General features: G+C 62.6%; 11 protein-coding genes. 10 read left to right on the plus strand and 1 reads right to left on the minus strand.

From position 1 onward, the window contains the following. Positions 1–10 precede the first annotated feature (10 nt). Positions 11–1,270 (minus strand): sarcosine oxidase subunit beta family protein, encoded by a 1,260-nt coding sequence (locus X733_RS159160; protein ID WP_023818034.1) that lies wholly within the window; start codon positions 1,268–1,270, stop codon positions 11–13. Positions 1,271–1,587: 317 nt separating this feature from the next. Between X733_RS159160 and X733_RS159155 the strand changes: the two genes are divergently transcribed. The 10 genes from X733_RS159155 (at position 1,588) to X733_RS159110 (ending at position 15,291) form a co-directional block, all read left to right on the plus strand. Further along, positions 1,588–4,077, plus strand: coding sequence for a mechanosensitive ion channel family protein (locus X733_RS159155; RefSeq protein ID WP_023818035.1), 2,490 nt, complete (start codon positions 1,588–1,590; stop codon positions 4,075–4,077). Between the two features lie 145 nt (positions 4,078–4,222). Then, positions 4,223–4,486 carry a hypothetical protein gene (locus tag X733_RS159150; protein WP_023670370.1) on the plus strand — a complete coding sequence of 88 codons (264 nt, stop codon included), beginning with the start codon at positions 4,223–4,225 and terminating at the stop codon, positions 4,484–4,486. A gap of 207 nt (positions 4,487–4,693) precedes the next feature. Beyond that, positions 4,694–6,127: a UbiA family prenyltransferase gene (locus tag X733_RS159145; RefSeq protein ID WP_023818036.1), complete on the plus strand. Its 1,434-nt coding sequence runs from the start codon at positions 4,694–4,696 to the stop codon at positions 6,125–6,127. Between the two features lie 3 nt (positions 6,128–6,130). Next, complete coding sequence (locus X733_RS159140) at positions 6,131–7,483, plus strand: FAD-binding oxidoreductase (protein ID WP_023818037.1); 1,353 nt, start codon at positions 6,131–6,133, stop codon at positions 7,481–7,483. Positions 7,484–7,607: 124 nt separating this feature from the next. After that, positions 7,608–8,051 (plus strand): EamA family transporter, encoded by a 444-nt coding sequence (locus X733_RS159135; protein WP_023818038.1) that lies wholly within the window; start codon positions 7,608–7,610, stop codon positions 8,049–8,051. Next, positions 8,048–9,055 (plus strand): NAD(P)-dependent oxidoreductase, encoded by a 1,008-nt coding sequence (locus tag X733_RS159130; protein WP_023818039.1) that lies wholly within the window; start codon positions 8,048–8,050, stop codon positions 9,053–9,055. The genes X733_RS159135 and X733_RS159130 overlap by 4 nt, the downstream gene beginning before the upstream one ends. Before the next feature lie 67 nt (positions 9,056–9,122). Beyond that, positions 9,123–10,553, plus strand: coding sequence for an aspartate aminotransferase family protein (locus X733_RS159125; RefSeq protein ID WP_245274398.1), 1,431 nt, complete (start codon positions 9,123–9,125; stop codon positions 10,551–10,553). A gap of 33 nt (positions 10,554–10,586) precedes the next feature. After that, complete coding sequence (locus X733_RS159120; protein ID WP_023818041.1) at positions 10,587–11,822, plus strand: glycosyltransferase 87 family protein; 1,236 nt, start codon at positions 10,587–10,589, stop codon at positions 11,820–11,822. Then, positions 11,819–12,574, plus strand: a complete 756-nt coding sequence (locus X733_RS159115) for an FkbM family methyltransferase (RefSeq protein ID WP_023670377.1) — start codon at positions 11,819–11,821, stop codon at positions 12,572–12,574. The genes X733_RS159120 and X733_RS159115 overlap by 4 nt, the downstream gene beginning before the upstream one ends. A gap of 155 nt (positions 12,575–12,729) precedes the next feature. Beyond that, positions 12,730–15,291 carry an FAD-dependent oxidoreductase gene (locus X733_RS159110; RefSeq protein WP_023818042.1) on the plus strand — a complete coding sequence of 854 codons (2,562 nt, stop codon included), beginning with the start codon at positions 12,730–12,732 and terminating at the stop codon, positions 15,289–15,291. Positions 15,292–15,335: the final 44 nt, after the last annotated feature.

Genomic DNA, 15,335 nt, shown 5'->3' on the forward strand with positions numbered 1-15,335 from the left:
TGTTTGAACCCTAATGCAGCCGGGGCGTTGCGCCCTGGCCCTTGTCGTCAATCACTAGGCCGCGATAAAAACGGTCGAGCGTGAACGGCGCGTTGAACGCGTGCGGTTCGTCCTTGGCGATGGTGTATGCGAAGCACCAGCCCGAGGCCGGCGTCGCCTTGAAGCCCCCATAGCACCAGCCGCAGTTGAGATACATGCCGGGCAGCGGGCCGGTGGTGATGATCGGCGAACCGTCCATTGACATGTCGCAGACGCCGCCCCAGGAGCGCAGCATGCGTACACGCGCAAGGCCGGGAAACAGCGCCAGCATCTCGCTCATCACCTCATCGACGATGGGCAGGTTGCCGCGCTGAGCGTAGCTGTTGTAGCCGTCGATGTCACCGCCGTAGACGAGGCCGCCCTTGTCGGACTGCGACATGTAGAAATGACCCATGCCGAAGGTCAGCACCGTGTCGACGAAAGGTTTCAGCGACTCTGTCACGAAGGCCTGCAGCACATGGCTCTCGATCGGCATCCTGTCGATGCCGGCAAGCTGCATCACCCGTCCGGTGCTGCCGGCAACGGCCACGGCAACTTTCTTGCCGCGGATCTCTCCGCGCGTCGTCTGCACGCCGGTGATGCGGTCGCCGTCGCGCAGGAAGCCGGTGACCTCGCAATTCTCGACGATGTCGACGCCGCGTCGGTCGGCGCCGCGGGCATAGCCCCAGGCAACCGCATCGTGACGGGCGGTGCCGGCGCGCGGCTGCATCAGGCCGCCGACGATGGGAAAGCGCGCGGAGGCCGACATGTCCAGCGCCGGGACCAGGCGCGCGATCTCGGCGGTGTTCATCAGCTCGGCATCGACGCCGAGGTGGCGCATGGCGTTGCCGCGCCTTGCCAAGTCGTCGAACTGGCCCGGCGTGTGAGCCAGGTTCAGGCAGCCGCGCTGCGAGAACATGACGTTGTAGTTGAGGTCGTGCGAAAGGTTCTCCCACATCTTCATCGAATGTTCGTAGAAGCGGGTGTTGGACGGCAAAAGGTAGTTGGAGCGCACCGCCGTGGTGTTACGGCCGACATTGCCGGAACCCAGCCAGCCCTTTTCCAGCACCGCGACATTGGTGATGCCGTGCTCCTTGGCCAGATAGTACGCCGTCGACAGGCCGTGGCCGCCGCCACCGATGATGATGACGTCATAGGAAGCCTTGGGGTCGGGCTTGCGCCAGGCCGGCTTCCAGTCCTTGTTTCCCTTGAGCGCGTTCGTGAGAAGCGAAAGGGCTGAATATTCCGCCATTCTTCATGCCATCCCTAGAGCATGATGCCGAAAAGTGTGAAGCGGTTTTCGGACGACATCATGCTCTATATCTTTGATTTCTAGAGCCGGAAGGTTTCAGGTCGGACAGACCTGAAACCTTCCGGCTCGGCGCGATGCGGCAGACTATAGAGCAGGCGGCGGGCGCAAAGCCAAGATTGCGCCATGGCTTTTCGACTGGCCGACTCCCGCAAGGCGCCCAACTGCGATGACTTCGCCACGACTTGCCCCACGGGATGAGCGTCTCTATCAAGGACCGCTTTAGAAGCGGCCTTGCCGCCCTTTGAGTCGCCACCATTATGCTTTTTCGCTTCTTTCGCCTGATCCTGGTCCTCGCGCTCGTTGCCTTGGCGCCGCATTCGTTCGGCGCGATGGCGCAGGGGCTGGGCCAGGCGCCTGCCGGGCTGGTCGCCGACCAGCAGAAAATCCTGCAGGGTTTGACGACGAAAACCGACGCTCTGGAGAAGAAAGTCCAGGAGGACGGCGTCGACGACACCACCCTCGTCGAGATCCGCCTGCAGCTGGAAGAGCTGTCGCGCGCTGCGCTGAACAGCGCGCTGGCGTTCCGGTCCCGGCTGGTGGAGATCAATTCGAGGCTTGAGCAGCTTGGTGCGCCCCCGGCTGCCGGACAGCCGCCTGAACCGGATATCGTGACCGGCGAGCGCCAGGCGCTGGCGTCGGAAAAGGCGGAGATCAACGCCGTCATCGCCGGCGCGCAGAACCTGTCGATCCGCATCAATGCGCTGATCGAGAAGATCGGCAATATGCGCAGCGAGCTGTTTCGCAGCGGGCTGACCAAGCGTTACGTGCTGTCCGATGCACTGAGCCCGCAAGTGTTTTCCGACGCCAGGGACGAATACGCCAATTTTTACAGGGCGGTGTCGTCCTGGCTGAGCTTTGCCTTCAAGTTCAAGTTCCAGGCGATGCTCGCGGCGACCCTCATGGCGCTCGCGTTGGCCGTGGTGCTTCTGGTCGGTGGGCGCCGCCTGTTTGGGCGCATCTTCGAGCCCGACGCGTCGGTTGAAGATCCGACGTATCTCAGCCGCCTGTCGGTGGCGTTCTGGTCGACTTTGCTGCCGACGCTGGCGGTCAGCGCCTTCCTCGCCTCGACGGTGTTCCTGTACAATTACTACAATGTGCTGCGCGGCGACATAGGCGTTTTCCTCAACGCTCTGGCAGCCGTCATCGCCATAGTGTTCTGTGTCAACCGCCTGACCAATGCGGCGCTGTCGCCCAGCATGCCGAACTGGCGCCTGATCCAGGTCGAGACCGGCCCGGCGCGTTGGCTGGTGCGGCTGACGACGGCCATGGCAGTCGTCATCGGCATCAACAATTTCCTGTCGATCGTCAACGACAAGATGGGCTCGCCCCTGTCGCTGACGGTGGCCAGGAGTTTTGTCGCCACCGTCATCGTGGGCGTCATCCTGATCCTTATGGCGCTGCTGAAGCCTTACAAGGATGCCGACCGGCGCTGGCGCCCCTGGCCGGCCTGGCTGCGCTACACCTGTGTCGCGCTCGGCCTGTTCACGATTGCGGCGGCGCTGTTAGGCTATATCGGTCTTGCCATCTTCGTCTCGTTGCAGGTCGTGGTCACCGGCACCATCCTGCTCACCGCCTATATCGGCTTCCTGTCGGCACGCGAGATCGGCGAGGAGGGTGGTTTCGCCGGCACGTCCATCGGGCGCTGGCTGAAGACCAATTCCAGCTATGAGGACACCGCGCTCGACCAACTCGGCCTCGTCGTCAGCGTCGCCATCAACCTGATGATCGTGCTGGTGTTCCTGCCGCTGATCCTGTTGATGTGGGGCTTCCAGCCCGGCGATATCCAGGCCTGGGGCTATAAATTGGCGACAGGCGTCACCGTCGGTTCGGTGACGATTTCGGTCACCGGCATCCTCACCGGAATCGTCGTCTTCATCATAGGCTATTTCCTGACCCGCTGGTTCCAGGGCTGGCTCGACGGCTCGGTAATGGCGCGCGGCAAGGTCGATACCGGCGTGCGCAACTCGATCCGGCTGGCGGTCGGCTATGCCGGCGTCGCGCTCGCTGGGCTCGTCGGCATCTCGGCGGCGGGCATCGATCTCTCCAACCTGGCGCTCGTTGCAGGCGCACTCTCGCTGGGTATCGGCTTTGGCCTGCAGAATGTCGTGTCCAACTTCGTGTCCGGCCTGATCCTGCTCGCCGAGCGGCCGTTCAAGGTCGGCGACTGGATCGTCGCCGGCGACACATCAGGCACGGTCAAGAAGATCAGCGTGCGCGCCACCGAAATCGAGACCTTCCAGCGGCAATCGGTGATCCTGCCCAATTCGAACCTCATCAACAACGCCGTCGGCAACTGGACGCACCGCAACAAGCTCGGACGTGTGGAGATCAAGGTCGGGGTCGCCTATGGCAGCGACGTCAAGCGGGTACACGCGGTCCTGCTTGAGATTGCGCGCGGCCATGCGCTGGTGCTGAAGAACCCGGAACCCTTCGTGCTGTTCACCAATTTCGGGCCGGCAGCACTCGAGTTCGAGATCCGCGTGTTCCTGGCCGATGTGCTGAACGGCGCCATCGTTCAGAACGATATCCGCTTTGCCGTTCTCGATGCTTTTGACGCCGAGCACATAGAAATCCCCTCGACGCCGCGCGCCGAGGTCAAGGTCAAGAAGACCGACGCATGGCCGATCGACGACGACAAGATCGAGGTCGAGTTCGCCGAGAAGGAGCAGGCGGAGGCCAGAGCCGCCGCCGAGGCGAAGCGGCTGGCCAAAACTGGTCGCAAGGCCCGCAAACCCGATCCCAGCTAAGGCCCCAAGCTCCTCCCAAACCAATTGCGGCATGAATGCGGCATTCAGTTGCGGTTCAGCTTGCATCTCATATAAGCTCACATGCAAAGGCGAGAATGCCTTGCGAAATGCAACAGAGGCGGTGTGGAAACACCGATATTGCAAAATGTGGAAGTCGCTCGTCGTCGCCATCGCTCTTACCGCAGCGAGTGGCTCGGCCTTTGCCGCCAGCGCGGTCAACAAGGATGCTGAGACCCGTACGCTGATCGTGACGGAAGGCGGCGGCAAGACGGAGCTGGCGTTGGCCGCCGGCGAAACCGTGGAATTCTGCCCGAACGGCTGTTTCGTCACCTTGCCCAATGGTGACCTCGAGGCCCTGACCGGCTCGGAAACGGTCGAAATCTCGGGTGGCGTTGCCCGCATCAAGTAAAGTCGGCAAGCAGCTCTTGCAGAGGCCGGGCAATGCCCGGCCTTTTCTCGTCTACGGCAACGGTTGCTTAACGATGACGAGGGAAATACCCCGGCGCATATCCGTTGCAACCAGACGTTTTAACGTTCGTTGCGCCGTTGCTCGCTATGCCGGATACCCAGACGCCGAAACGTGGCGCGACGGGTTTTTGAGCTGGGCAGGAAAGATATGGATGCGCGGTCGGACAAGAACGCAATCCCGCTTGCGGTCGACCTCGACGGCACGCTGATTGCGACCGATCTTCTTTGGGAAGGCCTGTTCATCCTGCTCAAGAAGAATCCGCTCTATGTTTTCCTGGTTCCGTTCTGGCTGGCCGCCGGCCCGGCGCGGCTGAAACAAGCCATCGCCGACCGCATCGACATCGATCCGGCCTCGCTGCCCTATCGCGAAGCGCTGCTGCAGCGGCTGCTCGCCGACCATAGCGACGGACGCAAGATCGTGCTGGCGACCGGTACGCCACGCAAGTTCGCCGAGACGATCGCCGCGCATCTGGGCGTCTTCGACTATGTGCTGGCGACCGACGGTCCCCACAACATGACCTCGGGCCGCAAGCGCGACGCGCTCATCGCCGCCTATGGGGACGGCGGTTTCGACTATGCCGGCAACAGCCGGCACGACCTCAAGGTTTTCGGAGCCGCACGCAACGCCATCGTCGTGGCGCCCGACCGCCATGCGAAGCGCTGGCAGGCCGCGCATAGCGCCGAAAGGATGCCGGCGCCGAAAGGGACATTGAAGACATACGTCAAGATGCTGCGGGTGCATCAGTGGCTGAAGAATTCGCTGATCGCGGTGCCGATGGTGCTGTCGCATGAATACTTCAACATCAACATGATCTGGCAATGCCTGCTGGCGTTCGTCTCCTTCAGCGCCGTGGCTTCCGCCATCTACATTCTCAACGATTTCTTCGACCTTGCGCTCGACCGCAAGCATCCGACCAAACGCAACCGGCCTTTCGCCAGCGGCGCTTTGTCGATCCCGTTCGGTCTCGGCGCGATGGCGGTGCTGCTGGCGATCGGCATTGCCGCCGGGCTTCTGTTGCCGATCGAGTTCCTGGGCGTGCTCGCCGGCTATCTGGTGGTGACCACAGCCTATTCGCTGTCGTTCAAGCGCATGCTCCTGGCCGACGTACTGACGCTGGCCGGGCTCTACACGGTGCGTGTGCTGGCAGGTGCTGCGGCGACCGGGGTCGAAGTCTCGTTCTGGCTGCTCGCCTTCTCGATTTTCTTCTTCCTGTCGCTGGCGCTGGTGAAGCGCTATGTCGAACTGCGCACCACAGCCATTCCGGTGGGCGAGCGCATTGCCGGTCGCGGCTACCGCATCGAAGATCAGGAGATCGTCGCCCAGGCAGGAATGGCGTCGGCCTTCTCCTCGGCGCTGGTGCTGGCGCTCTACATGGACAGCGTCGCGGTACGCGAACTCTATCCGCATCCCTGGCTGGTCTGGCCGCTGGCGCCGATCGTGCTGTATTTGACCATGCGGGTCTGGATCCTGGCGCGCCGCAACGAGATGAATGACGATCCGGTCATCTTCATCATTCGCGACTGGCGAAGCCAGATCGTCGTGGTGATCGGCGCCGCCCTTCTGGTCGCGGGAGGCTGGTAGGGCATGGCCGGCGAACGGTACCGGAGTTTTGGCCTCGCCACGCCGGCCGCAAAGCGAGCCATCGCGGCCGACGATGCCATCGCGCTGATGCGAAGCGGCAAGGCGACAAAGAACGCTCTGCTCGCCTATGGCAATGGCCGCTCCTACGGTGATTCCTGCCAGAACGAGCCAGGTGCGGTCGTGGACATGCGGCCGCTGAACCGCATCGGCGCCTTCAATGCCGAGACCGGCCTGCTCGAGGCGGAGGCCGGCGTGTTCCTCTCCGATATCATTGCGCACACTGCACCTTACGGTTTCTTTCCCACGGTGGTCCCAGGCACCCAGTTCGTCACCCTTGGCGGCGCGATCGCCAATGACGTCCATGGCAAGAACCATCACCGGCGCGGCACTTTCGGCTGCCATGTCGAGTCTCTCACCCTGCTGCGCTCGGACGGGCGGACCTACACCTGCTCGGCAACCGACAATGCAAGGCTGTTTGCGGCGACGATCGGCGGCATGGGGCTGACCGGCCTGATCCTGTCGGCCTCGATCCGGCTGATGCGGGTGCATTCGCTCGATATCGCCGAGAAGGTAACGCGGTTTGCCGATCTCTGCGAATTCTTCGAACTGGCCGAGGCCGCCGACCAGGCCAATGAATATGCCGTCGCCTGGATCAACCAGCTTGCCGGCGGCCATGGCCGCGGGCGCGGCCTGTTGTTGACAGGCAATCATGCCGAGTATGGCTCGCATGCGGCGTCTCGCGCCGGCTCCCGTTTTTCAGTGCCGTTCCAGCCGCCGTTCAATGTGCTCAACCGGCCGTTCCTCACCGCCTTCAACGCCGCCTATCGGTGGAAGAAGGGGAGCTCGCCGGGGCCGAGCCAAACCGGCTACCAGGGCTTTTTCTTTCCGCTTGATGGTGTCGGCGACTGGAATCGGCTGTATGGTCCGAAAGGTCTCTACCAGCACCAGAGCGTGGTCCCGGAAAATGTCGCGCGTGAGACCGTGCCGGCGCTGCTCGACGCGGCGCGTCGGGCCGGGCAGGGCTCTTTCCTCACGGTGTTGAAGCGCTTCGGCTCGATCCGCTCGCCGGGGCTGCTGTCCTTTCCGCGGCCAGGCTTCACGTTGACGCTGGATTTCCCCAATCGCGGCGACAGGACGCTGGCCCTGCTCAGCGAACTCGACCGCATCACGGTCGCGGCCGGCGGCGCGGTCAACCCGTACAAGGATGCGCGCATGGGCGCTGATACTTTCGCGGCCTCCTTCCCGAATTGGCAGCGGCTTGAAGCGCTGCGCGACCCGGCGTTCGTGTCCAGTTTCTGGCTGCGGACGGCGAAAAAGCTCAACGTCCGGCCAGGGCGTGTCGAGGCAGCTGAATAGGTACAATCCGAATAAGTCATGGTGAATAGATCGTGAGTTCCGTGGTTTACTCAAAGCATTGTCGTGACTTCACGAAATGTTTGCAGGTTAGTAATAGGACCGTTGCGAGTGGCGGGTGCAAAATATGAAATACATCGTCTTCATTCTGTTCACGGTCATGACCAATGCCGCCGCGCAGCTGATGCTGAAGCAAGGCATGATGTCGCTCGGTCCGATTTCGTTCGAAGGCACCAATCCGCTTTTGAAGCTGTTGCAGATCGTTTTCAGCCCATGGGTGTTTCTCGGCCTGTGCACCTTCGTCATCTCGATGGCTTCGCATCTGTATGTGCTGTCCAAGGTCGAGCTCAGCTTTGCCTATCCGTTCCTCAGCCTTGCCTATGTCGCGGTTGCGATCTTCGCCTATTTCATCTTCCGCGAGGACCTCAATGCCTGGCGCATTGCCGGCATCGCCTTCATCTGCATCGGCACCATGCTGATCGCGCAAAGCGGTCGAGACTTGGGCGGGAGCGGGCATGACGACCAAACCGCTTCCATCATCCCCGACAAGACCAGCGAGATCGTTCGATGAGACATGTTATTTTCGGCGGCGACGGCTTTGTCGGCCGTCATCTTGCCCCGAAGCTTGTGGCCGATGGTGAAGAGGTTGTCGTTGCCGACATCGTCAAGAGCGACCTGACGCACTATCGCAACGTTCGCTTCGTCACCTGCGATGTCACGGATACGGCCTCGGTGGCCAACATCGGATTGAAGGCCGACGACATGGTCTACAACCTGTCGGCCAAAATGCTGTCGCCGATCCAGGTGCGGGCCAAGCGTCACGACTTCTTCTTTCCGGTGAATTTCCACGGCACCGAACACATCATGCAGGCGATGGACAAGGCCGGCGCGTCCAAGCTCGTCCACTACACCACCGACATGATCTACGGCCACACGGTCACCCAGCCGATGACCGAGGAGCACCCGGTCGCACCGCTCGGCGAATATGGCTGGTCGAAGCAGAAGACCGAGGAGCTCGCCGCTCAATGGCGCAAGCGCGGCATGTCGATCTCGCTGTTTCGCCCGCGTCTGATCATCGGTCCCGGCCGGCTCGGGATCCTGGAAAAGCTGTTCAAACTGATCGACTGGAATTTTCCTGTGCCGATGATCGGCTCGGGCAAGAACCCCTATCAGTTCATCTCGGTGTTCGATTGCGCGGAAGCTGCCCGCTCGGCCTGGAAGGCAGGCGTGCCCAACCAGGCTTATAATCTTGGCTCCCTCAATCCGCCGCCGGTGAAGAAATTGCTGGGCGACCTGATCAAGCATGCCGGCTCGAAATCGCTGCTGATCCCGACGCCGGGCTGGGCGGTCAAGTGCACCCTCGACCTGCTCGATCTCATGAACATGCCGATCATGGATCCCGAACAATATCTGATCGCCGATGAGGAGTGCGTGCTCGACGTATCCAAGGCCGAGCGCCAGCTCGGCTGGGTGCCGCAATATCGCGACGAGGACATGCTGATCGCCGCCTACAGCGAATACCGCGCCAAGAAAGACGGGCTTGCCGTCACCGCCAATCATGTCCCCGCCGAATAAGTGGGACGACCAGGAGAACTCCGAAATGACCGTCATGGCCAAGCCTGAGCAGACGAACGCGCGCACCATGGTCGGCGCGCCGGCGTTGTCGCCTACCGCCATCGCCAAGCCCGACCTGATCAGCGTCGAGCAGGCGAAGGCGATGGATGTCGCGCGCATGACCGACCTGTTCAAGGCGCATCTCAATCCGGGCCAGCTGCATTTCATGAAGCTGCTCGGCTTCCACAAGATCAAGATCGAGCGTGCCGAAGGCATGTTCTACATCGACCAGAACGGCCGCAAGATTCTCGACTTCTTCGGCGGCTTCGGTTCGCTGGCCTTCGGCCACAACCATCCGCGCATCCTGGAGGCCAGGCGCAAATTCCAGGAGGAGAAGCGCCAGGAAATCGCCATCGCCTTCATGTCGCAATATGCATCGGCGCTGGCGCACAACATCGCCAAATGCTCGCCCGGCGATCTCGACATGGTATTTCTGGGCTCGTCGGGTTCGGAAGCGATGGAAGCGGCGGTGAAGCTCGCCGAGCGCGCCGCCGGGCCGAAGCGGCCGAAGGTCGTCTATGCCGAGAATTCCTTCCACGGCAAGACCAAGGGCGTGCTCGGCATCACCGACGGCCAGCTCTACCGCGCGGACTTCAAGATGGCTGAGAACACCGTGCGCATTCCGTTCGCCGATATCGAAGCGGTCGAGCGGCTGTTCCGCTCCGACCCGGAGGTCGGCGTCATCGTACTCGAGACCATCCAGGGCGGCGGCGGCATCATCCAGGCAGAGGCGCAATACTGGCAGAAATTGCGCGCGCTCTGCGACCACTATGGGGTGCTGTGGGTGGCTGATGAAGTGCAGTGCGGCTATGGCCGGTCCGGCCGCTTCTATGCCTTCGAGCATTATGGCGTCGTGCCCGATGTGACGGCGCTGGCGAAATCGCTCGGCGCCGGCAAGGCGGCGGTCGGCGCGATGATCGCCCGGCGCGAGGTCTATATGAAGGCCTATGGCACGCCGAAGACGGCGATGATCCATGCCATGGCCACCTTTGGCGGCATGGGCGAGGCCTGCGTCACCGCGATCGAGGGCATCAACGTGCTCTATGATGAGGGGCTGATCGACAACGCCGCCACTACCGGCGACTATCTGCTGCAGCGCCTGCAGGCGCTGAAGGAGAAGTACCCGAAGATCATCAAGGATGTGCGCGGCAAAGGCTTTATGGTCGGGCTCGAGTTCCACGACTTCTCGCAGACCTTGCCGATGGTGCTGCGTCCGATCGTCAGCGTCCTCGACGACAAGCTGAAGGGCTCGCTGTCGGGCTTCGTCGGCGCGCTGTTGCTGCGCGACTATGACGTGCTCGTCGCCTTCACCGAATACAACCGCAACGTCATCCGTCTCGAGCCGCCGCTGATCTGCCAGCGCGAGCATGTCGACCATTTCGTCGATGCCTTCGATAGCCTGCTGTCGCGCGGCATCGTGGGGATCGTGAAGGATTTCGTCAAAAGCCAGGTCCGTTAAAGAAGTCCGTTGAGCGAAGTCCCGAGTCCGACAATGCTGAGCAAGTCTCCCGCCCCGCAAAACACACTCGACCGGCTGACCGCGGCCGCTCTGGCGTGGGGCGAGGGGACTTATGCGCGATGGGCCGCGCCAATCGGCGCGATCGCGTTTTCGCTCTATATGCTGCTGACGGCGTTTACCGCCTGGACGATGCCCGATGCCAATTGGGACATGCTGCCTTATCTCACAATCGCCGAGGAGGGCGCTTACCCAGATGCCCAGGCGCTGCATGACTATGCCTACAGGACGGTCCAGGCCGGCGTTTCGGCCGCCGACTACAAGGCGCTGACAGACGATGGCGGCGGCTTCCGCAGCCATATGGCGCAAAATGCCGCCGACTTTCACTCGCTGCTTGGCATGTACCGGATCAAGTTTCTCTATGCCGAGATGCTGTCGACGATGAGTTCGGTGATGTCGCCGGTCGAGGCGATGCGGGTGCTGCAGGTGGTCTCGGTGCTGCTGTTCGGGATGATCACGCTGCTGTGGCTGCGAACCGAAGGCGCGCTTGCGCTGGCGCCTGTGGTCGGCGCGGTGCTGATCATGGCCGATTTCGGCGATGCCGCACGCGCCTCGACCCCGGATCTGTTGTGCTCGGCGCTGTTCCTCGGCGGGCTGCTTGCCTATGTGCGCGGCCGCGAGGCAGCGACCGCTGTCCTGCTTTTCCTGGCCTTCATGGCGCGGCCGGACAACATCGTGTTCCTGGCCATTTTCGCCGTGCTGCTGCTGGTCTTCCGGCAGCGGGCGTGGGGCGCGCTGGCCGGCTTTGCCGCGTCCTTCGTCGCCTATTTCGCGATTTCGCACTGGGCCCAGCATCCCGGCTGGTGGCCGCATCTGTGGTTCTCCAGCATCGAGCAGCACTACAATATGGATGGCTTCGAGCCGCCGTTCTCGGTTGGCGCCTATCTCAAGGCGTTTGCCGCATCCTTCATTCGCGCTATCAGCATCAACAGCTGGGTCGGGGTCTCGGTTCTGGCGCTGGCCGCGTGGTTTGCGCTCGGCCGCGCCGGCTTCCGGCTCGATCGCCGCGCCGGCATCCTGCTTGCAGCACTGGTGCTTGGCGTGCTGGCGAAATTCACCGTCTTTCCGATCCACGACACCCGCATCTACTTCCCGAACCTTCTGCCGCCCTACCTTTTGCTCGTCGGCCCGATCATGGCGCTGTGGGCGTCGGCAAGCCTGAATGGAAGGCGGCCCATCGCCTTGCAGGCCATACCTGGAGATAAGCCATGAGTTCCATTTCCGGCCTGGCGCGCATCGCCCTTTCGCTCGGCCTGCCCGCCGGCCTGCTCGATCGGGGGCCGGCGTTGCGTGGCACGAAATTCCTGGCCAAGGCGGCGCTGAAGGCGCGGTTTGGCGGTGGGCAAGCCTTCCAGATGGTCAATGTCGGCGCTTGCGACGGCGCGCTGTTCGACGACGTCACGCCGTGGCTGCACCGCATTCCGCGGGCGCGGGCCGTGCTGGTCGAGCCGATCCCGTACAATCAGAAGCGGTTGCGGGCCAACTATCCCGACACGGAACGCTTCGTCATCGAACCGGTCGCGGTGACGAAGACCAAGGGCACGATCACCGTCCACACTTTCGATGCCGCGGCACTCGAGGCCGGCACGCTGCCGATCGAGTTCATCGGCTGCTCGTCGGTCACCGACACCAATCTGATGTCGGGCAAGAATGCCTGGGGCGAGGACGACGCCAATTTCAACAAGTTCGCGCCGCACGTGAGGGATATCGAGGTGCCGTCGGAAACGCTGCAGACGCTGCTCGACCGCAACGGCATCACGCATATCGACGCCTTCCTGGTCGATTGCGAGGGCGCCGACTGGATCGTCTTCGAACAGCTCGATCTCAAGCGCTATCGTCCGGGCATGATCAAGGTCGAGGTCGGCGCGCTGCCGGCCGCCGAAATCGGCCAGGTCGTGGTCAAGCTGAAGACATCAGGCTATCAGGTCGGCTTCCAGGCCGAGGACATCTGGGCCTTCGCCTGAGATAGATCGCCACTGGCGGCACGCCGGCGCGCCGGGTCGCGTCGCATCCGCGACGTGTCGCAAACAGGCGGTAGCTGCATCCACGTCCTCTGCATATTGTGCGCCATTCGAACGGGCGCGGACGCGCCCGCTTTATCCCCTTGGAGTCGCGGGCAATGGCAGAGTTTCCGAAACAGACGAAGGTCGTCATCGTCGGCCTGGGTGGCATTGTCGGCGCGTCGATCGCGCATCATCTGATCGAGCGCGGCTGGACCGACATTGTCGGCATCGACAAGTCGGGCATCCCGACCGATATCGGCTCGACCGCGCATGCCTCGGACTTCTGCTACACCACGAGCCATGATTTCCTGTCGTGCTGGACGACGCTCTACTCGATCGATTTCTACGAAAAGATGGGCCATTACGCCCGCATCGGCGGTCTCGAAGTGGCGCGCGTCGGCGACGACAGCCGCATGGACGAGATCAAGCGCAAGATCGCCTCGGCCAAATCCTTCGGCACCCGCGCCCGGCTGATCGAACCGGCCGAGATCAAGGAAAAATTCCCGCTGATCGAAGAGTCCATGGTGCAGGGCGGCCTGTGGGATCCGGACGCCGGCCTGGTCATCCCGCGCTCGCAGACCGTCGCCGGCAAGCTGGTCGACCAGGCGGAAGCTACGGGGAAACTCAAATCCTTCGCGAACACGCCCGCCAAATCTCTCATCGTCGAGGAAGGCCGCATCAAGGGCGTCGTCACCGACCGCGGCACGATCATGGCCGATTATGTCATCGTCTGCGCCGGCATCTGGGGCCGGCTGATCGCCGACATGGTCGGCGAAGACCTGCCGGTCATGCCGATCGACCATCCGCTGACCTTCTTCGGGCCTTACAATCAATTCGCCGGCACCGGCAAGGAGATCGGCTGGCCGCTGTTGCGCGACCAGGGTAATTCGGCCTATATGCGCGACACCGGCGACCCCAGGACCGCCGAAGGCGGCCAGATCGAATGGGGTTACTACGAAGAGACCAATCCGCGTCTTTGCCATCCGCGCGATTTGCTGGAAAAGGATCAGGCGCGGCTGTCGCCGTCGCAGCGCGATCTCGACATGGAGCAGATCCTGGCGCCGCTGGAGCGCGCCATGGAACTGACGCCGATTCTGGGCGAACTCGGCTACAATGAAAGCCATTCCTTCAACGGCCTGTTGCAGGTGACCGCCGATGGCGGCCCGTCCATGGGCGAGAGCCAGAAGGTGAGGGGCCTCTGGTACGCCGTCGCCATCTGGGTCAAGGACGGCCCCGGCATGGGCAAGCTGATCGCCGACTGGATGACGGACGGCCGCACGGAAATCGACCATCACGCCATCGACTATGCGCGCTTCTATCCGCACCAGACGAAAGAGCAGTTCATCTGGGATCGCTGCACCGAGACGGCGATGAAGGTCTACAATCCGGCGGTGCATCCGCGCGAGCCGTTCTCCAAAGGCCGCAACATCCGCCGCTCGCCGTTCTGGGAGCGCGAGAAGGAGCTTGGCGGTTACTTCATGGAGCTGGGCGGTTGGGAGCGCGCGCATGGCTATGCCGCCAACGAGCATCTGCTGGAGAAGTATGGCAACCGGGTTCCCATACGTGAGAACGAGTGGGACAATCGCCATTTCTGGCGGGTGTCCAATGCCGAGCACCTGGCGATGAGCGAGGATTGCGGCATCGTCAACCTCTCGCATTTCTCGATGTACGACATCGAAGGGCCGGATCATGTCGCGCTGCTGGAGTGGCTGTGCGCGGCCAAGATCGGTGGCGACAACAATATCGGCAAGGGTATCTACACCCACTTCCTCGACGAGCAAGGCATGGTGCGCGCCGACTTCACCGTCATCCGCATGGCCGACCGCTGCCGGCTGATCGACGGCGCCGACGCCGGCCCGCGCGACTTCCGCTACATGCAGCGCACCGCGCAGGACAAAGGCTTTGACGTCACCATCACCGACGTGACGGAAAAATATGTCACCATCGGCATCTGGGGACCGAACGCGCGGGCGACACTGCAGAAAGTGGTCGAAAATCCGGATGGTCTCTCGCTGGAGAACTTCCCGTTCGCGGCGATCAAGCCGGTCAGGATCGGCGGCAAGGACGTCACCGCCTTCCGCATCTCTTATGTCGGCGAGCAGGGCTGGGAACTGCACATGCGCTACGAGGACGGCCTGGCCGTTTGGGACGCGCTGCGCTCGACCGGCGTGATGCCGTTCGGCGTCGAGACCTATGCCAACACGCGGCGCATGGAAAAGAGCCTGCGCCTGCAGAACGCCGACCTTCTGACCGAGTACAATCTGCTTGAGGCCGACCTTGCCCGACCGAAGGTCAAGGAGAACGATTTCTGCGGCAAGGCCAAACATGTCGAATACCGCGCCCGCGAGCACCAGCCGGCGATCCTGTGCACGCTGGTGATGACCGAGAACGTCGATGCGAAAGGCGTTGCCCGCTATCCCGTCGGCACCATGCCGGTGATGGATCCGAAGACCGGCGAGACGCTGGTTGACGAACTCGGCCGCCGGTCTTTCACCACGTCGATGGCCTATGGCCCGACCATCGGCAAGAACATCGGCCTCGCCTATCTGCCCTGGGCCCATGCCCAGGAAGGCCGCAAGCTCGCCATCGAATATTTCGGCGAGACCTACCCGGTAGAAGTGGCGGCGGTTGGTTACAAGCCGCTCTACGATCCAGAGAATTTGAAGCCGAGGAGTTGAGCGTCATAGGTTCCAACCAACACATCGAAAAGCCCGGCACCTCG

The sequence above is a fragment of the Mesorhizobium sp. L2C066B000 genome, assembly GCF_000502335.1.
Lineage (GTDB): Bacteria > Pseudomonadota > Alphaproteobacteria > Rhizobiales > Rhizobiaceae > Mesorhizobium.

Bases quoted from the DNA above. Each gene is read 5' to 3' on its own strand.
- X733_RS159160 (WP_023818034.1), bottom strand. From the start codon at position 1,270: ATGGCGGAATATTCAGCCCTTTCGCTTCTCACGAACGCGCTCAAGGGA.
- X733_RS159155 (WP_023818035.1), top strand. From the start codon at position 1,588: ATGCTTTTTCGCTTCTTTCGCCTGATCCTGGTCCTCGCGCTCGTTGCC.
- X733_RS159150 (WP_023670370.1), top strand. From the start codon at position 4,223: ATGTGGAAGTCGCTCGTCGTCGCCATCGCTCTTACCGCAGCGAGTGGC.
- X733_RS159145 (WP_023818036.1), top strand. From the start codon at position 4,694: ATGGATGCGCGGTCGGACAAGAACGCAATCCCGCTTGCGGTCGACCTC.
- X733_RS159140 (WP_023818037.1), top strand. From the start codon at position 6,131: ATGGCCGGCGAACGGTACCGGAGTTTTGGCCTCGCCACGCCGGCCGCA.
- X733_RS159135 (WP_023818038.1), top strand. From the start codon at position 7,608: ATGAAATACATCGTCTTCATTCTGTTCACGGTCATGACCAATGCCGCC.
- X733_RS159130 (WP_023818039.1), top strand. From the start codon at position 8,048: ATGAGACATGTTATTTTCGGCGGCGACGGCTTTGTCGGCCGTCATCTT.
- X733_RS159125 (WP_245274398.1), top strand. From the start codon at position 9,123: ATGGTCGGCGCGCCGGCGTTGTCGCCTACCGCCATCGCCAAGCCCGAC.
- X733_RS159120 (WP_023818041.1), top strand. From the start codon at position 10,587: ATGCTGAGCAAGTCTCCCGCCCCGCAAAACACACTCGACCGGCTGACC.
- X733_RS159115 (WP_023670377.1), top strand. From the start codon at position 11,819: ATGAGTTCCATTTCCGGCCTGGCGCGCATCGCCCTTTCGCTCGGCCTG.
- X733_RS159110 (WP_023818042.1), top strand. From the start codon at position 12,730: ATGGCAGAGTTTCCGAAACAGACGAAGGTCGTCATCGTCGGCCTGGGT.